This window comes from Rhizobium sp. AN73 (assembly GCF_030757975.1).
In the GTDB taxonomy this organism is placed as follows: domain Bacteria; phylum Pseudomonadota; class Alphaproteobacteria; order Rhizobiales; family Rhizobiaceae; genus Agrobacterium; species Agrobacterium arsenijevicii.
Window position 1 is genome coordinate 1721896 of the sequence record NZ_JARWME010000002.1, and the last position, 16212, is coordinate 1738107.

Here is a 16212-nt window from a genome sequence, read left to right on the forward strand (position 1 = left end):
CAGCATGCAGATCGAAAGCAATATTGGCGGATACAACTATCAGGCTCGTGTCCGCGACATCGAAAAACCCGGCAGCGCGCAAAGCGCGCCCGAGGAGCAGGCCGTGAAACGCGGCCCCGGCAACCCGACCGTTTCCAGCACCATTCTCTCCCATTCGCTGGCCAATGTGCTGTGGGCGGTGGGCAATGGCAGCGCGCCGGCCTATCAGGATACGCCGGCGGCAGCCTCTGCCGAAGACAAGGCGGAAGCACAGGCCGAATGGGTGCGCAGCGCCTATTCCGAATACGAATAAACTTACCCCATCAGGCCCTTGCCGGGCTGACCTCCACCGTCACATGCGAGAGTTCATGTATGGCGGCAAGCTTCTGCTTGTAGAAGGCCGGTGCCTTCGGCACCTGCGAATGGATGGCGACGATGGCGGCATGATGCCCCGGCCCCACCTGCCAGACGTGCAGGTCGGTGATGCGATCCTCTTCCGTTTCCACGCTTTGACGGATTTCCTGCGGCAAGTCCTCCGCCTGCGGCACCGCATCAAGCAGGGTTGCCGCCGTCAGGCGGATCAGCCCCCATGACCAGTGGGCGATGACCAGACCGCCAACGATACCCATTGCCGGATCAAGGAAAGACCAGCCGTTCCACTTGCCGAGCAGCAGAGCGACGATGGCCAGCACCGAGGTCAGCGCATCCGCCAGCACATGCAGATAGGCCGCACGCAGATTATTGTCCCTGCCGCCCTTTGCATCGTGGTCAACGTGATGCGCGTGAGCACCATGATGACCGGCATGGGAGCCGTGATCGTGATGGGCGTGGCTGCCTTGGCCGTGATGGGCATGCGAGCCGCCATGGTCATGTCCATGATGGTGGTCGTCCTTCAGCAGCACGGCGCTGGCGAGATTGACCGCGAGACCGATGACGGCGACGAAAATCGCCTGATTGAAATCGATCTCGACCGGATTGATTAGACGCATGGCGCTTTCGGAGGCGATGAGCAGCGCCACCACCGCCAGCACGATGGCGCTTGCAAAGCCGGCGAGATCGCCGAACTTGCCGGTGCCGAAGGTGAAGCGCGGATTGCGCGCCTCGCGCCGGGCATAAAGGTAAGCCAGCGCCGAGATGAGCATTGCGCCCGCATGGGTGGACATATGCCAACCATCCGCCGTCAGCGCCATGGAGCCATACCAGTTGCCGGCGACGATCTCCGCCACCATCATGACGGTGGTCAGCGCAATCACCATCCAGACGCGCCTTTCGTTGCGTTTATGGTTCTGGCCGAGGAAAACATGGTCGTGGCCGGCTGTGGCCGAGAATTCGGATGTCGTCGTCATGTCGCTCAATCCTGTTTAATTTTAGCGGATGTAAGTCTTCAGCACCTGAGCCAGCTCTTCCGCTGCCCGCGCCCGCTCGTCTTCGTTTTCGGCGTGCACGACATGCTCGTGCAGATGCTCCTGCATCACCTCGCCCGTCAGGCCGGAAAGCGCGCCGCGCACCGAAGCCAGCAATTGCAGCACCTCGCCGCAGGGCTTGGCATCATCAAGCGCCCGTTCAACCGCCTCCATCTGCCCTTTCAGGCGACGGATGCGGGCCAGAAGCTTTTCCTTGTTGCGGATCGTATGGGACATGAGTACCTCATATACTATAGGGGGGTATAGTATATTGCGACGATTTTCCGTTCAAGCCCTGAAGAACGCAATCTTCGCGAATGTTTCGGACCCTAGAAATACCCCATCAGAACTAAGGGGGAATCAGTCATGACGACTATCGCAGCAACCACCAGCAGCCTTTACGCCACTCCGGTCCGGAGCCTTGAACCGACAAAAGCCAAGGAAACCAACGCCACCACCGAGGCCCTGCTGGAACTGACCCGCACCGCACATCGCGCCATTTCGAGCGCCGAGAGCGTTGCCATGGCCGCCGCACCGGCTGCCGCCAGCGCCTCCGCCGGCCTTGCCGCCGCACTCTGGAACCTCGATAGCGGCGCCTCCGCCAAAGCCGAACCTGCCCTGGATATGGCCGCATCCGCACAGCCTGAAGCCGCCTCCGGCATCGAGTCCCAAGTTCTGAAAGCATTGGCTCAGGCGCTTGGCGTGGATGAAGCCGCGTGACAGCCATTGAACGGCGGACTGAAAAGCTATATCTCTAGAGACTAGAGCATCGGGTCCGTTGTTGTCTCGGCTGCTCTGGAGATATGGAGAAAGCCATGCTGTCCATCGGTGAACTGTCCAAGCGTACCGGCGTCAAGGTGCCGACGATCCGCTATTACGAGCAGATGGGTCTCATCCGCGAGGCGGACCGTTCGGACGGCAACCAGCGCCGTTACGAAAAATCCGATCTCGAACGGCTGGCCTTCATCCGCCATGCGCGCGATCTTGGCCTCAACATCGATGCGATCCGCGAACTCATCGCGCTCAGCCAGCACCGGCAGATGCCGTGCGAGGGTGCCGACCGCATTGCCGCCGAACATCTGGCCGACGTGCGCGAAAAAATCGCCAAGCTGAAGAAGCTGGAATACGAGTTGGAACGCATCGTCGCCCATTGCGATGGCCATTCGATCGAGGATTGTTACGTCATCCGCGCGCTTTCCAACCACGGCATGTGCGAAGGCGAGCATTGAGGCGTCCGCAAGATTGAGACGGTGACATTCAACTGTCACCCGAACGATATATGCGCGTCCCACCTGCCTCAAAAAGACATGCCGGATGCCCGAAAACCTTGCCGAAACCGTCCCCTTCGACGCTATTTTCATTGATGTTTCTGATGGCCACAGGCTGCACGTGACGATAGCGGGCAACCCGGAGGGACAGCCGGCGATCCTGCTTCACGGCGGCCCGGGCTCCGGACTATCGGCAACGGCGCGACGTCATTTCGACCCCGAGCTTTACCGCATCATCCAGTTCGACCAGCGCGGATGTGGGCAAAGCACGCCGAATGCCGCCGTCAGCCTTGAATACAACACCACGCATCATTTGATCGACGACATCGAGGCCATTCGGGTCGCGCTGGCAGTAGACGACTGGCTGGTTTTTGGCACCTCCTGGGGTTCAACGCTTGCTCTTACCTATGCCCAGCGCCATCCCCAGCGGGTGCGTGCCATGGTGCTGGCGGGTGTTACGACGACGCGGCAGAAGGAGATCGACTGGCTATACAAGGGGATGGCTATGTTCCTGCCGCAGCAGTGGCAGCGTTTCATTGCGGCGATCCCGGACCACATGCCGAAGGAAGACCCGGTCAGTGCCTATTACCAACTTCTGAACGATGCCGATCCCGCAGTCCGCGCAAAGGCGGCCTATGAATGGCATCTGTGGGAAGCCGGTTCGATTACCGCAGAGAGCACGTCAGCCTTTCCCGAAAAATGGCGCGATGAGGACTACAGGCTCACGCGGGCGCGTCTTTGCGCGCACTATTTTTACCATGCGGCATGGCTGGACGATGGGGTGCTTATCCGCAACGCCAGCGGGCTGGCGGGCATTCCCGGCATACTCATTCAGGGCATGCGTGACCTGCAGGGACCGCCGGTTACCGCTTACGAGCTTGCCGCCGCATGGCCGGGAAGCGAGTTGATCATGATCGACGGAGCCGGACATTCCACGGGGGATGCGGGGATGGAGGAGGCTATCGTTTCGGCAATCGCGCGATTTGCGAATTGACCCGCTTGACAGATTTCGGATCTCGAGCGCATCACATCCGCATGATCAACGAACGCGCACCCATCTCCTGCTCGTACTTTTGGGCCTACCTGTAAAGGGCGGCTCGACAGATCATTTTGTCAACAAGCCGCCGTCAGGCGGCTTTGTTGTTTTTCAAGCGTCCTGACGGCACCGATAAAACCGAAGGACCAGAAAAATGACCGAAGATAGCTCCCTTACACTGGAAAGACCGCCCGTCGTCATCATTCGTGGCGCACGCAAGACAGATTTGCCTGAGCTCAACGAGATGATCACGCTGCTTGCCACCTATCATGGCGATGCGGCGGCGATTACGCCGGCGAAGCTGGAACGCGACCTGTTCGGCCCCCTTCCCTGGGTACATGGTCTCGTGGCGGAAGCCGATGGCGAACTGATCGGCTACGCCCTGATGCTGCCGCTCTACAGGGCGCAGGAAGGCCGCCGCGGGCTTGAGCTGCACCATCTTTTCGTGCGTGATGGCCATCGCGGCCATGGCACTGGCCAGCACCTCGTTTCCCGCGCCCGCGATATAGCCAAGCGTCTCGGTTGTGACTATCTTTCCGTCAGCGCCACGACCGGTAATGTCGCGGCACATCGTTTCTACGAAAGCATGGATTTCGCACCCCGCCCGGTCACCGGCATGCGTTACATGCAGTCGATCGCCTGATTAAACCGACGGAGACAGATATGACACGGATTGCCATCGCGCTCGCGCAGGATTTTGCGGACTGGGAACCGGCGCTGCTTGCCGCCACCGCGCGCAGCTATCTCGGCGTCGATATCGTTTATGCCACCCCGGACGGACGCCCCGTGATTTCGATGGGCGGGCTCAACGTTACTCCCGACACAAGCTATGACGCGCTTGATCCTGACAACATCGATGCGCTGGTCATTCCCGGCGGTCTCAGCTGGGAAAAGGGAACGGCTGCCGATCTTGGCGGGCTGGTGCACCGGTTTCGCGAGAAGGACCGGCTGGTTGCCGGCATCTGCGCGGCGGCAAGCGCGCTTGCGGGCACGGGCGTCCTTGATGACGTCGCCCATACCGGTAATTCGCTGACCTCGCACAAGGCCTATCCGGCCTATCGTGGCGAAGCGCTTTATCGCGACCAGCCGAAGGCGGTGATCGATGGCGGCATCGTCACGGCACCCGGCAGTGCACCGGTCAGTTTCGCAGCGGAAATTCTGAAAAGCCTCGGCCTCTTTGGTCCGGAAGCCGAGGCTGAACTTGGAATTTTCGCGGCGGAACACCGGTAAGGCTCACCGCCCGTCAAGTACGCGACAGACACGGGGCGCTGGCTCACCGCCCTCACCCGCAATTGCCCGGCGGATATCGCGGCTGTTGAGATGCAGGTTGCGACCGGCGGGCAAGGCCGAGCGTTTTATCTTCGCAAGTGCCGCAGCCGTAAAGGCGGCCTCGTGATCTCGAAAATAGGCGAGCGCCGCTTCCCGGTCGGGGTTTGCGCCAAGAACTGCCTTGAAGGCAAGGCGGTGCACGGCGCAGAAGGCGCCGTGACCGGGAACGGCAAAACGCAGCGCATCGAGTTCGTCACTCCATTCGGCTGCGTCCTGCATGGATTTAAGCCGACTGGAAACGCTTCAGGAAAAACGCACTCAATGTTCCGAGCAAGGCCCAGAAAACAAAGCTGGTCACGGTGGCGGCAACGATAAACTGACGCTCCAGCGGCAGCGGTGCCAGCGCGTGTTCGCCTTCCGGCGGCAGGGGCGCACCCACGACATGCGGGGCAACAATCAACACCAGCGCCAGTACGATGGCCCAGGGTTCGCGGCGAAACGCGATGAGCGCAATGCCGCCCGCGGTTGCGACAACCGTCGAAAGCCACCAGATTTGCCGTGCCTCAAGGGCGGCGGCCGGGCTTCCCGGCAGTTCCGGTGGCAGGCCGATCATCGGTGCGAGCATGACGGCGGCAAAACCGGCCACGCCCCACAGAAGACCTTCGCGCCAGCCGGCATTGGTGCCACGCAGCGAGATGAGGCCAGTCAGCACCAGCGCGTAACCGATCGCGGTCAGAACATTGGCAGCCAAGGTATAGGCGGTGCGCTCAAAACCATCGGCCGGAGCCCAGGCTTCCTCATTGTGCTCATGGGCGGGAACCGCAGCGGCATCCGCGCCGGTCGTGGCTGGAGCATCATGGCTGTGAGGCGCTTCACCGCCGGCATTTTCATAGGTTTCCGCCTTGAGGATCAGCGGTGTGGTGCCGAATGCCTGCATGGCCGAGACGGCAAGGCCACCGACGATACCGACGAGAACGGCGGTAAAAACGATATTACGAAAAAACGACATGCCTCACCCCTCAATGGCAGGGAAAAGCATTGGCATGACGTGTGTCATGCGCGGCATTGTGAACGGCTTCCACATGCGAAAAGCCGACAAAACCGACGACGAACAGGCCAAGCATGATCGCTGTCAGCGATTGTGCAAAGCTGCCCGTTTTGGCTGAAACGGCAGCATTTGCCGTATTCTGGTTGATGGACATGGTGACCCCTCTCCCGGCGCGACCCCGCGCCTTTAGACGCGGCGGAACGGCAAAAGCCGGACAGCCGCATGCGATACACTTCACCACGGGGATACGAGACTGACACAGGGAAGCAGCGTCGCCACCCTGAAATTCCGCTCTTCCGGACACCCCGCCGGCATGGACATTTCCGTGATGGCAGGTCTCCTGGCTTGCGGGTCAAAACCTGAAACACCTTCCCGGCATCGCCCTCGCCCAGATCCGGCGAGACAGCTTACCAGTGGCACTTCGCTTCAGGCTCTCCGCTCACAGTTGCGGGGGCAGCCACGAATGAGGATTTCTCCCTATCGTGTTCCCTTTTCACCTTCCGGAACGCCCGGAAGGAACCATCACAGGATTGTTATCCGTCGGGTGGGTGCGGGAGTCAATGGCGACGGCGCGTCCGACACCTCACGACGCTACCCTCTCGGCGTCATCCTCGGGTCAAGCCCGAGGATGACGGAGGAGAGGTATCACGCCCTACCGCGACGGTATCGCCTTCAGATAGGCGGCAATCGCGTTACGGTCGTCGGCGCTCAGATGCGCCATGTTCTGCTGCACCTTGACCATGGAGCCGCCGACGCTGTCGAATTCCGGGGTGAAGCCGGTTTCAAGATAGTTGGCAATATCGGCCGTCGCCCAGCTTCCGATACTTTTGGAACCGGGGGTAATATCGGGAATGCGGCCCTCGCCTTCCGGGTTGGGGCCACCGGCCAGCCATTTGCCTTCCAGAAAACCACCGAGTGCATTGCGCGGCGTGTGGCATTCGCCGCAATGGCCCGGCCCTTCCACCAGATATTGGCCGCGCAGCAATTCGGCATTGGCATCGGCAAGTTCAACACGGGGTGGCCCGGACGTATCGAAATAGAGGAACTTCCAGCCGCCCAGCGCCATTCGCATGTTGAAAGGGAACGGCAGCTCGTGATCCGGCGCGTCATTCTGGCTGGCGGGCAGAACGCGCAGATAACCGAAGAGGTCGTTGATGTCCTTCTGCGTCATGCGGGCATAGGAGGCATAGGGGAAAGACGGGTACAGATGTTCGCCGTTCCTGCCGACGCCGCGTGTCATCGCATCCCCGAATTCCGCCAGCGTCCAGCTGCCGATGCCATGCTGCGGATCGGAAGAAATATTGGGCACATGGAAGGTGCCGAAGGGGCTTTTCAGCGCCTGCCCGCCCGAAAGCGTCAGCAGCGCATCGCCCTTGGCATCAGGCGCCGCATGGCAGCTTGCGCAGCCGCCCGCCCAGAACAGCGTTTCGCCATTGGCCAGATCCGGTTCGCCAAGGCTTACCCAATGGCTCGGCGCCTGACGCACGGGTGCCGTGACCCAGGCAAAAATGCCGAAACCGGCAATCGCCGCCATCGCGACCCCGCCCGCGAGCTTCGTCCAAATGGAGGACATGACCCCTCTCCCCATGCTCACCTGATGAGATCAGGTGTCTTTTCAGCTCTAGAGCCGCATCCTGTTTAAACGGAAACGTTCAGTCTGCTCTATCTCTTTGTTTTTGCACATTTTCCTGACGAAAAACCGCTACGCGCTTTTGACGGAAATGCTCAAAAAAACGCCGCCGGGAAGCGGCGTTTCGAAGTTCAAGGATCACTTCTTCAGACGATAGGTCTGGTGGCAGGTGCCGCAATCGGCTCCCAGCGTCTTCATGGCGGTGGCGACACCGGCCTGATCGGCAGGGAGACCGGCCAGAACCGTATCCGCATCCGCGCCGAGCTTGGCGGCCTTGGCCTTGAAGTCCTCGAAATTTTCCCAGATGGCGGGTGCCGCAGCACTGCCGGTCTCGCTGCCTTGCGGAAACTGGTCGGGGAAAGCCTTGGCATTGGTGCTGATGGTTGTCACGGCAGCCTTGACGACTTCGGCGTCGTAAGGCTTCTCGCCCTTGGAGATAGCGGCGAGCGCACCCATGGAGCCGCCGATCTGCTTCATCATGCCTTCACGTTTTTCGACTTCGCCGGCAGCGTAGACCGCTCCGGCGCAAAGACAGCCGAAAAGCATGGCCGCCGCGATGGTTTTCAGTTTCATACATTCTCTCCTTGATTCCGGCGGGCGCCGGGCGCTTGACGCAACGGCGGGAGGATGCCCTTTCCGCTTGGCGAAAAGAAGTCACATTGCGGTGAATTTTTCCGTGAAAACAGAAGTCTAGGGCAGCGAACCGAAAAGACCGCCGCACTTTTCGGATCACCCGGCGCTCAAACAAAACCTGGAGTGGCAGGACCTCTTCCATCTCATCTTGCGCGGCGCTAGGACAAGGCTTCCCAGAGCGTCAGCAGGGCTGCGGCAATCAGCATGCAACCGGCGGCGCGGCCGATGAAAATCGTTGCGGCGGGCGACGAAACCAGCCACGCCCGGCTTTTATCCGCCGTCAGCGCCACCGCGCCATAGACCGTGAACTGGGTGACCGCCACCATCGCGCCCATCACCAGCCCCTGCATCCAGATCGGGCCATAGGCGGGTTTGAGGAATTGCGGATAGATCGCCATCATGAAAAGATAGGCTTTCGGATTGGAAAGGCAGGTCAGCACCGCCCGCCAGAACGCCTTTCGGACCGAGGCACTCGCCTCTGCCTCATCGCCATTCACCACGATTGCGCTGCGCATCAGGCCGATACCGATCCAGACCATGTAAGCAGCGCCCCCAACCAGAAGCGGCAGGAACAGCGACGGCATCCAGGCAGCGAGCATGCCGACGCCAACCGCGCCATAAAGCGAATGCACGATGCCGCCGGCGCTCATGCCGCTTGCGGCAGACAGCCCGGTTCTTTTACCGCCCGTTAGCGCGCTTGCCAGCACGAACAGCATGTCCATGCCCGGCAGGATGATGATGCCGAACAGGACCAGAAAGAAAAGCCAGAGATTTTCGGCGTAACTCATGTCAGTATCTCCCAAGACAGTTTGCAACACATTCTGGAAAGCTCATGTTTCTCAATGTGTTTTTCTGTTTATAGGAAAAGCCAACTGACAGCGTTGTGTCAGTTGCGTCAAGAAAGCAACCGGGAAAACGGCCATGCGCAAGGCATCGAGACTGTTCGAGATCATCCAGATCCTGCGGGTGGCGCGCAGGCCGGTTACCGCGCAGACGATTGCGGAGGCGCTGGAGGTCACAGCGCGTTCGGTCTATCGCGATATAGCGGCCCTTCAGACCATGCGTGTGCCGATCGAAGGAGAGCGCGGCGTCGGTTACATCCTGCGCCCCGGCTTCAACCTGCCGCCGCTGATGTTTTCCATCGAAGAGACGGAGGCAATCGTGCTTGCGCTCGCCATGGTCGCCCGTACCGGCGATACCGAATTGCGGCAGGCGGCGAAAAAGGTCAGCGACAAGATCGCCGCATCCCTGCCCGAACCCCTGTCGAAAACCCTCTCGGCCAATGCCCTGCACGCCTGGGGCAGCATCGCACCCTCACCCGCCGGCATCGATCTTTCCACGGTGAGGCGGGCAGTGCGCGACGAAGAGCGGCTGGATATCAGCTATCGCGATGAAGCTGGCCTCGAAACCCGGCGGCAGATCCGGCCCATCGCCGTGATCTATTATTCGGAAACGACCAATATCGTCGCCTGGTGCGAGTTGCGGCAGGCGATTCGCAACTTCCGCTCGGACCGGGTGCTCGCCTGCAAAACCACCGGCAGTTTCTTCAAGATGGAAGGCGAAAAGCTGCGGCAATTGTGGATGAGCGGCTGGCAGAGCAACCAGCCGGCCAGCCTCGCCTCACAGGTTTAACAAGCGATCCTCTTCACGCCCGAAACCGCGGACAACGATTCTGGTCGGCGAAGACATCGGCGATGGCAAAGGTGTTCTGGTCGGGGGTATCCACCATGCCCTTGAAGTTGACGAAGTGGGTGTTGCCCTGCACGCCGTAATTGCCTTCGTGATTGTGGCCGCTGAACCATGCGACGACCGAAGGATGCACATCCAGAAGATCGAGAATGCGCGGCGCATCCCACATATTATGGGCGTTTTCCGGATAGACTGGATAATGGCAGAGAACGACCACTTTTTCGCCCGCCACATCCGCCTTTTGCAAAACGGTCTGCAGCCATTCGAATTGCTCGTCGCTGAGCGAAGCGTTCCAGTCCTGCGCATTGATCGCACCCATTTCCTGCAGGCGCTGCAACCGCTCCTGCGCGATCGCGCGGCGCGGATCATTGGGCGGCGGGGCGAACAGGCTGACCTCGTTACCATCAAGCACAACGAAACGTATCCCGCCGATGGCGAAATCGTGCCAGGGCGCCGACATACCGAGACGGGCATGGATGGCGGGCAGATGCTCGGGCGCAACGGCAAAATCGTGGTTGCCCGGCAGCATCACCGAAGGGTGGCGAAGCTGCTCGTAGACGCCAAGGATCGCATCGAAATTCTCAAAGCCGCGGTCGATGATGTCGCCGAGCGTCACCACGAAGGCAAGTTCCTCGCGATTGAAGGCATCGATCGCTTCGCCAAGCTTTTTTGGGCTTTCGGCATAATACCGGCCCATATCCGGGCGGGGATCGGCGTCGGCATATTGGGGATCGGCAATGATGCCGAAGGAAAAGAGAGGGCTGGTTTTTTCAGTCATGATGCGCCGCGATAAACCGGGCTGATGACAGGCTTGTGACAAGCCGGGGCGACAGGCTGGAATGTCAGACCCCAAAAGCAGAACACCCGGCCTGAAAGCCGGGTGTTCCAAAAATTCCAGTCCGCAAAGCTTACTTGGAAGCCGCTTCGTAACGCTCGAGGACGTAGTCCCAGTTGATGAGGTTATCAACGAAGGCTTCGAGGTACTTCGGACGCAGGTTGCGGTAATCGATGTAGTAGGAGTGTTCCCATACGTCGACGCCGAGGATCGGCTCTGCGCCATGAACCAGCGGGTTTTCGCCGTTCGGGGTCTTGGAGATTTCGAGCTTGCCGTTCTTGACGGAAACCCATGCCCAGCCGGAGCCGAACTGCGTGGTGCCGGCAGCGATGAAATCAGCCTTGAACTTGTCGTAACCGCCGAGATCGGAGGCGAATGCCTGTTCCAGCTTGCCCGGCAGCTTGTTGCCGCCGCCGTCCTTCTTCAGCCACTTCCAGAAATGGACGTGGTTGTAATGCTGGGCAGCATTGTTGAAGAGACCGGCATTGGTGCCAAAGGACTTCTTCACGACTTCTTCGAGCGAAAGGTCGGAGAGACCGGCTTCTGCCGCCAGCTTGTTGCCGTTGTCGACATATGCCTTGTGGTGCTTGTCGTGATGGAACTCGAGCGTCTCGCGCGACATGTAAGGTGCAAGCGCGTCGTAGTCGTAGGGGAGTTCAGGAAGTTCGAAGGCCATGGTTTTTACTCCTTTTTGCAGCGGGTTACCGCTCCTAGAAACCGTGTGAGCGGACCATAGGAGCGAACCTCTGTTTGGGCAACCTGTGAAATATCAAAATGTTCCGACAAAAGAGAAAATTCCTCTCAAGCCAGCCATCACCACATTTGTTTCACAACCCTGGCGTACCGTTTTCCACCCTATCGGTTCGCTTTTTATGACATTGCAGGAAGGAAATTCCATGACCCGCCCCATGATCCAACGCGCGCTGCTGCTCGCCGCCTTCTCCTCGCTCGCGCTCTCTTCACTCACCATGCCCGCCGCCGCGTCGTCGGACGATGCGTGGAAGGAATTCGTGGCGGATGTGCAGACGGCATGCCTTGGCGCGAGCAAAGATATGATCGAGGATGCCAAGGTGGTGGTCGATCCGGTCGGCAGCGAGAATTACGGCCTCGCCATCCTCACCGGCAAGGCCAAGGGTGCGGATGCGACCATCAGCCATATCTGCGTCTACGACAAGAAAACCAAGGCCGTCGAACTGGGCAGCGAGCTTGCCGGCGATACGCTGAAAGTGGAAACCCGCGGCTCCACCCAGCCCTAAATCATATAAAAAAACAGCGAGATGGCGAAAACCGCTCACAGTTTTCGCCATCCCGCTCAAACTTTTTGTTTTGTCGCATTTCCAGACGGAAAACCGGGCTCCAGATTTCCCGGAAATGCTCCAGCGGATCAAAAACGGGGCGTGGTGTCGCCCTCGCCCAGCGCGCGCTGCATCAGCACCGTATCCAGCCACTGGCCGTGTTTCCAGCCAATGGATTTGAAGGTGCCGACATGCTCGAAACCGGCCGCACGGTGCAGGCCGATCGAGGCGGCGTTGCCGCTATCGCCGATGACGGCGAGCATCTGCCGGAAGCCTCGCGAGGTCGCATCCTCAATCAGCGCATCGAGTAGTTTGCGGCCAATCCCCATGCCCTTCATGGCCGGATCGACATAAACGGAATTCTCAACCGCCGCGCCATAGGCGGGGCGCGGACGATAGGCCCCGGCATAGGCATATCCGGCTATCTTTCCATCGATTTCGGCGACGAGATAGGAATAATTGCCCTCCACCAACAGGCGGCGGCGCTCAAGCATCATATCCACGCCCGGCGGATCAATCTCGAAGCTGGCGCGGCCGTTCAGCACGGCATCCCGGTAAATTTCGGTAATGGCTGGAATATCCGCTTCCTCGCAAGGGCGGATGGTGCAACTGGATACTGTGAGAAGGGTCATTATCTCGTCCTGTGGTCATTCACGGGCCCATTGTGCATTGCGGCTCAGTCAAAATAAAGATTATCTGTCTTATACAAACGATAAGGTTTTCTTTGATGATGGATCTCGATCTGCGGCAGGTGCGCAGCTTCATGGATGTGGCCGATCTCGGCAGCTTTTCCGCCGCCGCCGACAAGGCGGGGCTGACGCAGCCCGCCATCAGCCTGCATATCCGGCTTCTCGAAAAACAGCTCGGCGTACGGCTAATCGAAAGAGTGGGCAGGCGCGCGCAGCCGACGGCGGCGGGCCGGGATTTTCTCATCCATGCAAGACGGATCGCGGAAGAGGTGGCGCATGCCATCGATACCGTCGCACCGCATCGCAGCGGGGTAACGGGCCGCCTGCGCATCGGCACGGGCGCCACCGCCTGCATCTATCTCCTGCCGCCGGTGCTTGCCAAAATCCGCCAGGCGATGCCGGGTATCGAAATCGTCGTGCAGACCGGCAATACCCACGATATCCTGCGGCTTCTGGAGGCAAATACGATCGATGCGGCGGTGGTGGCCCTGCCCGCCAGCGGCCGCAGCCTCGATATCAGCGACATCCATCTCGATGAACTCGTCGCGGTTTTCCCGCACGGCGCCGTCAGCGACACAACAGTCCTGAATGCCGAGACGCTTTCGACGCGGCCCCTGTTGCTTTACGAGGGCGGCAATACGCGCAGGCTGGTGGATCAATGGTTTTCGGCGAGCGGACGCACCGTGCAGCCCGCCATGGAACTGGGCAGCGTCGAGGCCATCAAGAAACTGGCGGGTGCCGGCCTTGGCCTCGCCATCGTGCCGCGCATGGCAATGGAGCATGAGGGGGCGGTGTCAGAGCTTGAATGGCGCGCGCTCGAACCGCCGCTCGAACGGCGGATTGCCCTTGCTCTCAGACGCGACAAGCACATGACCGCGCCGCTGCGGGCGCTCGCGGCTGCGCTGCCGAGCTTGCAGAAACGATAAAGCCCGCGCCGGTTTCAGGCGCGGGCTCGATTTCTCCTGCGCCATCTGATGGCGCGGGCTCCATTTGTAAACCTCAGAACTCCGTCCAGTCGTCACCCTTCACGGCCAGCGCCGCATTGCCACGCGAGGCGGCAACCGGGCGGGCTCTGGAAGGTGCGGCGACGGGTGCGGCAGGCGCGCGGGCGGGGCTTGCGGCCCGCTGCATATGCCTTGCCGTTTCCCGCAATGCCGAGGTCTGCTGACCGAGCTGGAATTGCGCGAGAAGGGCGTGGAGATTGGCGCATTCCTGCGCGAGACCGGCGCCCGCCGCATTCATTTCCTCGACCATGGCGGCGTTCTGCTGCGTGGCCTGATCCATGTGGTTGACGGCGGTGTTGACCTCGGAGAGACCGGCGGACTGTTCCTGCGCCGCAGTGGCGATGGCGTCCATATGGGTGTTGACGGAAAGCACCAGCTGCTCGATCTCGGAAAGCCCGACGCCGGTATCGGCGACCAGCTTCACGCCCTCACCCACCGCAACGGCAGAGGTGTTGATGAGTTGCTTGATTTCCTTGGCGGCATTGGCGGAACGCTGCGCCAATTCGCGCACTTCCTGTGCGACGACGGCAAAGCCCTTGCCCGCATCGCCCGCCCGCGCTGCTTCCACGCCGGCATTCAGCGCCAGAAGGTTGGTCTGGAAGGCGATTTCGTCGATGACGCCGATGATCTGGCCGATCTGGCGCGAAGAGTGCTCGATGCGTTCCATGGCGGAGACGGCATCGCGCACCACCTTGCCGGAAAGATCGGCCTTTGTCCTTGCTTCACGCACCGTGTCGCGCGCCTCACCTGCCCGCTTGGAGGTGGCGGAAACATTGGCGGTGATCTCTTCCAGCGCGGCGGCGGTCTCTTCCAGAGAAGCGGCCTGCTGCTCGGTGCGGCGGGAAAGATCGTCGGATGCCGACGAAACCTCGTGAGCACCGCCATTTACCGTCTGAACGGACTGGCCGACGCTTGTGAGCGCTTCGCGCAGCTGATGCACGGAGCTGTTGAAATCGTGGCGCAGCGCCTCGAATTGCGGCGCGAACGGCGTGGCGATCTCGCAGGCCATGTCGCCGGAGGCAAGGCGGCGAAGACCGCCAGCCAGCGAACCCGTGGCCTGATTGAGCCGTTCTTCCGCTTCGGCCTCGGCGCGCTGCTGCAGCTCGATACGGTCCCGCTCGGCCCGCTCGCGGTTGGCGATGGCTTCCGCCTCCAGCTGCTTGTTGCGGATTGCCGCCTCGCGGAAGATTTCCACGGCACGGGCCATCTCGCCGATCTCGTCGGAGCGCTTTGCACCGGCGACATCGATTGCAAGATTGCCGCCCGAAAGTTCCATCATCGCATTGGTCAGGCGGCTGATCGGCCGGGTGACGCGGCCGACGATGACGGCAAGCGAGAGAATGCAGAGTGCCAGCGTGAAGATGAAGGCCGCAAGATAGACCATGGAGCCGATAAAGGCGTCCTGTTTGGCTTTTTCAGCGTTGGCGTTGAGAATATTCATCGCCTCGGAAGCGATTTTCGCGACCGTGTCGAGATTTTCCGTAACCGTGTTGCGCCATGTGTCGATGGTGAAGGTCGGCGTGCGGCCGTTGTTCAGATCGTCGATAAGCTTGGCGCGCTGGGTGATGAAGTCTCCCTTGAAATAGGTCCTGTCGGCAACCGCATAGATGTCCTTCAGCGATTGCGGCGTCGATTCATGGGCAACGAGTTCACCGGTGGCTTTCCAGGCAAAGGCAGCACCAGCATCGAAATTGTTGAGCTGCTGGGTTTCCTGCGCCGTCAGCGGGCGCTGCTGGGCAACCACCGCATTGATGACCACGGTGGCGCTGCCGCCGAGCGCACGCGCCGACCAGCCATAGGACCTGAGCTGTATGAGACCGGTGAGGCTCTGGTCCAGCGAGCGGACCTCGCCCTCAACCGCCGTCGAGCCCGTCTCGAGCGCGGTCAGGAAATCCGCGCCGAGCGCCAGCACGGTCTTGTCCAGCCCGCTTTCGCGGCGGTCGATCGGCAAGGTGACGTTGGCGTCGACCTTTTTGCGCAGTTCGAGGAACTGCGTGTAGATATCCTTCACGCGGCTAAGCGGCGCCTTCAGCCCGGGCTGATCGAGCGCAGCGGCCTGCTCGAGGAAGGCGCCCATGGCCGCATCCACCTTCTGGCGCGAGGCCTGAACGCTGGCGATGGTGCTCGCCGTCTTTGCCGGATCGACGGTCAACGCCGAGGCGCTGTTGCCGCGTTCGCTGCGAAAATTCAGCAATGCGTTAAAGAGAAGCTTGTCGAGCGAAACGAGCTGCGCGACCTCCGAAAAAGTGCGGGCGCGATTGACGGACTGCCACATGCCGTTGCCCACGAAACCCGCGAGCGCGATGCCAACGAGCAGAAAAAAGCCCACAAGTATATTGCGTATGCTGAAAGACATTTGGCGGCCCCCGTAGCCTAAAACTGTAATGCTGCAAGCTACAGGGTGCATTTCTAAAATTAGATTAAATTCCCCTCA

Annotated in this window: 20 protein-coding genes, 1 pseudogene and 1 riboswitch; of the genes and pseudogenes, 9 read left to right on the plus strand and 12 right to left on the minus strand. The window is 60.7% G+C overall.

The genetic code is table 11. The features are described 5' to 3' along the window. The first annotated feature begins 4 nt into the window (after positions 1–4). Positions 5–292 (plus strand): hypothetical protein, encoded by a 288-nt coding sequence (locus RBH10_RS18425; RefSeq protein ID WP_281036216.1) that lies wholly within the window; start codon positions 5–7, stop codon positions 290–292. A 10-nt stretch (positions 293–302) separates the two neighbouring features. On the opposite strand, the gene dmeF is transcribed toward RBH10_RS18425, so the two are convergent. Continuing rightward, positions 303–1325 (minus strand): CDF family Co(II)/Ni(II) efflux transporter DmeF, encoded by a 1023-nt coding sequence (gene dmeF / locus RBH10_RS18430; RefSeq protein ID WP_281036215.1) that lies wholly within the window; start codon positions 1323–1325, stop codon positions 303–305. Positions 1326–1346: 21 nt separating this feature from the next. Next, a complete protein-coding gene (gene dmeR, locus RBH10_RS18435; protein WP_003509296.1) occupies positions 1347–1619 on the minus strand; it encodes a Ni(II)/Co(II)-sensing transcriptional repressor DmeR in 273 nt (90 codons plus the stop codon). A gap of 129 nt (positions 1620–1748) precedes the next feature. Between dmeR and RBH10_RS18440 the strand changes: the two genes are divergently transcribed. From RBH10_RS18440 to RBH10_RS18460, 5 genes are all read left to right on the plus strand, one after another. Next, complete coding sequence (locus RBH10_RS18440) at positions 1749–2102, plus strand: hypothetical protein (protein WP_281036214.1); 354 nt, start codon at positions 1749–1751, stop codon at positions 2100–2102. 95 nt (positions 2103–2197) lie between these two features. Further along, positions 2198–2611, plus strand: coding sequence for a helix-turn-helix domain-containing protein (locus RBH10_RS18445; RefSeq protein ID WP_045018046.1), 414 nt, complete (start codon positions 2198–2200; stop codon positions 2609–2611). 85 nt (positions 2612–2696) lie between these two features. Further along, positions 2697–3644 carry a prolyl aminopeptidase gene (pip, locus tag RBH10_RS18450; protein ID WP_281036213.1) on the plus strand — a complete coding sequence of 316 codons (948 nt, stop codon included), beginning with the start codon at positions 2697–2699 and terminating at the stop codon, positions 3642–3644. 196 nt (positions 3645–3840) lie between these two features. After that, complete coding sequence (locus RBH10_RS18455; RefSeq protein ID WP_045018050.1) at positions 3841–4329, plus strand: GNAT family N-acetyltransferase; 489 nt, start codon at positions 3841–3843, stop codon at positions 4327–4329. 20 nt (positions 4330–4349) lie between these two features. Further along, positions 4350–4916, plus strand: a complete 567-nt coding sequence (locus RBH10_RS18460; RefSeq protein WP_281036212.1) for a type 1 glutamine amidotransferase family protein — start codon at positions 4350–4352, stop codon at positions 4914–4916. A gap of 3 nt (positions 4917–4919) precedes the next feature. Here RBH10_RS18460 and RBH10_RS18465 read toward each other — a convergent pair whose 3' ends face one another. The 6 genes from RBH10_RS18465 to RBH10_RS18490 form a co-directional block, all read right to left on the minus strand. Then, entirely contained in the window at positions 4920–5234 is a 315-nt protein-coding gene (locus RBH10_RS18465; RefSeq protein WP_281036211.1) for a hypothetical protein, read from the minus strand. 4 nt (positions 5235–5238) lie between these two features. Next, positions 5239–5964, minus strand: a complete 726-nt coding sequence (locus RBH10_RS18470) for a CbtA family protein (RefSeq protein ID WP_281036210.1) — start codon at positions 5962–5964, stop codon at positions 5239–5241. Between the two features lie 10 nt (positions 5965–5974). Then, positions 5975–6157, minus strand: coding sequence for a CbtB domain-containing protein (locus RBH10_RS18475; protein WP_045018058.1), 183 nt, complete (start codon positions 6155–6157; stop codon positions 5975–5977). 158 nt (positions 6158–6315) lie between these two features. Then, positions 6316–6542: riboswitch (cobalamin riboswitch) on the minus strand. 113 nt (positions 6543–6655) lie between these two features. Beyond that, complete coding sequence (locus RBH10_RS18480) at positions 6656–7576, minus strand: cytochrome c (protein ID WP_281036209.1); 921 nt, start codon at positions 7574–7576, stop codon at positions 6656–6658. Positions 7577–7771: 195 nt separating this feature from the next. Continuing rightward, the gene (locus tag RBH10_RS18485; RefSeq protein WP_281036208.1) at positions 7772–8206 is read right to left on the minus strand and encodes a cytochrome c; all 435 of its coding nucleotides are present in this window, start codon (positions 8204–8206) and stop codon (positions 7772–7774) included. Positions 8207–8424: 218 nt separating this feature from the next. Beyond that, a complete protein-coding gene (locus RBH10_RS18490) occupies positions 8425–9054 on the minus strand; it encodes a LysE family translocator (RefSeq protein ID WP_045018064.1) in 630 nt (209 codons plus the stop codon). 133 nt (positions 9055–9187) lie between these two features. On the opposite strand from RBH10_RS18490, the gene RBH10_RS18495 reads away from it, so the two are divergent. Beyond that, the gene (locus RBH10_RS18495; RefSeq protein ID WP_281036207.1) at positions 9188–9898 is read left to right on the plus strand and encodes a YafY family protein; all 711 of its coding nucleotides are present in this window, start codon (positions 9188–9190) and stop codon (positions 9896–9898) included. Here the strand turns inward: RBH10_RS18495 and RBH10_RS18500 are convergent. Further along, positions 9887–10733: pseudogene (locus RBH10_RS18500) on the minus strand (metallophosphoesterase). The gene RBH10_RS18495 and the pseudogene RBH10_RS18500 sit on opposite strands and share 12 nt — an antisense overlap. Before the next feature lie 130 nt (positions 10734–10863). Continuing rightward, complete coding sequence (locus RBH10_RS18505) at positions 10864–11466, minus strand: superoxide dismutase (protein WP_003511955.1); 603 nt, start codon at positions 11464–11466, stop codon at positions 10864–10866. Positions 11467–11686: 220 nt separating this feature from the next. Between RBH10_RS18505 and RBH10_RS18510 the strand changes: the two genes are divergently transcribed. After that, positions 11687–12046: a hypothetical protein gene (locus RBH10_RS18510; RefSeq protein WP_281036205.1), complete on the plus strand. Its 360-nt coding sequence runs from the start codon at positions 11687–11689 to the stop codon at positions 12044–12046. Between the two features lie 128 nt (positions 12047–12174). On the opposite strand, the gene RBH10_RS18515 is transcribed toward RBH10_RS18510, so the two are convergent. After that, positions 12175–12717: a GNAT family N-acetyltransferase gene (locus RBH10_RS18515; protein ID WP_087743555.1), complete on the minus strand. Its 543-nt coding sequence runs from the start codon at positions 12715–12717 to the stop codon at positions 12175–12177. Positions 12718–12812: 95 nt separating this feature from the next. Between RBH10_RS18515 and RBH10_RS18520 the strand changes: the two genes are divergently transcribed. After that, complete coding sequence (locus RBH10_RS18520) at positions 12813–13700, plus strand: LysR family transcriptional regulator (RefSeq protein ID WP_281036204.1); 888 nt, start codon at positions 12813–12815, stop codon at positions 13698–13700. A 73-nt stretch (positions 13701–13773) separates the two neighbouring features. Here the strand turns inward: RBH10_RS18520 and RBH10_RS18525 are convergent, their stop codons facing one another. Further along, positions 13774–16134, minus strand: coding sequence for a methyl-accepting chemotaxis protein (locus tag RBH10_RS18525; RefSeq protein WP_281036203.1), 2361 nt, complete (start codon positions 16132–16134; stop codon positions 13774–13776). Positions 16135–16212 lie beyond the last annotated feature (78 nt).

Coding starts and splice junctions, on each gene's coding strand:
- pip (WP_281036213.1), top strand. CDS start 2,697: ATGCCCGAAAACCTTGCCGAAACCGTCCCCTTCGACGCTATTTTCATT.
- RBH10_RS18475 (WP_045018058.1), bottom strand. CDS start 6,157: ATGTCCATCAACCAGAATACGGCAAATGCTGCCGTTTCAGCCAAAACG.
- RBH10_RS18515 (WP_087743555.1), bottom strand. CDS start 12,717: ATGACCCTTCTCACAGTATCCAGTTGCACCATCCGCCCTTGCGAGGAA.
- RBH10_RS18440 (WP_281036214.1), top strand. CDS start 1,749: ATGACGACTATCGCAGCAACCACCAGCAGCCTTTACGCCACTCCGGTC.
- RBH10_RS18460 (WP_281036212.1), top strand. CDS start 4,350: ATGACACGGATTGCCATCGCGCTCGCGCAGGATTTTGCGGACTGGGAA.
- RBH10_RS18485 (WP_281036208.1), bottom strand. CDS start 8,206: ATGAAACTGAAAACCATCGCGGCGGCCATGCTTTTCGGCTGTCTTTGC.
- RBH10_RS18495 (WP_281036207.1), top strand. CDS start 9,188: ATGCGCAAGGCATCGAGACTGTTCGAGATCATCCAGATCCTGCGGGTG.
- RBH10_RS18455 (WP_045018050.1), top strand. CDS start 3,841: ATGACCGAAGATAGCTCCCTTACACTGGAAAGACCGCCCGTCGTCATC.
- RBH10_RS18525 (WP_281036203.1), bottom strand. CDS start 16,134: ATGTCTTTCAGCATACGCAATATACTTGTGGGCTTTTTTCTGCTCGTT.
- RBH10_RS18465 (WP_281036211.1), bottom strand. CDS start 5,234: ATGCAGGACGCAGCCGAATGGAGTGACGAACTCGATGCGCTGCGTTTT.
- dmeR (WP_003509296.1), bottom strand. CDS start 1,619: ATGTCCCATACGATCCGCAACAAGGAAAAGCTTCTGGCCCGCATCCGT.
- RBH10_RS18520 (WP_281036204.1), top strand. CDS start 12,813: ATGATGGATCTCGATCTGCGGCAGGTGCGCAGCTTCATGGATGTGGCC.
- RBH10_RS18490 (WP_045018064.1), bottom strand. CDS start 9,054: ATGAGTTACGCCGAAAATCTCTGGCTTTTCTTTCTGGTCCTGTTCGGC.
- RBH10_RS18445 (WP_045018046.1), top strand. CDS start 2,198: ATGCTGTCCATCGGTGAACTGTCCAAGCGTACCGGCGTCAAGGTGCCG.
- RBH10_RS18510 (WP_281036205.1), top strand. CDS start 11,687: ATGACCCGCCCCATGATCCAACGCGCGCTGCTGCTCGCCGCCTTCTCC.
- RBH10_RS18425 (WP_281036216.1), top strand. CDS start 5: ATGCAGATCGAAAGCAATATTGGCGGATACAACTATCAGGCTCGTGTC.
- RBH10_RS18470 (WP_281036210.1), bottom strand. CDS start 5,964: ATGTCGTTTTTTCGTAATATCGTTTTTACCGCCGTTCTCGTCGGTATC.
- RBH10_RS18505 (WP_003511955.1), bottom strand. CDS start 11,466: ATGGCCTTCGAACTTCCTGAACTCCCCTACGACTACGACGCGCTTGCA.
- RBH10_RS18480 (WP_281036209.1), bottom strand. CDS start 7,576: ATGTCCTCCATTTGGACGAAGCTCGCGGGCGGGGTCGCGATGGCGGCG.
- dmeF (WP_281036215.1), bottom strand. CDS start 1,325: ATGACGACGACATCCGAATTCTCGGCCACAGCCGGCCACGACCATGTT.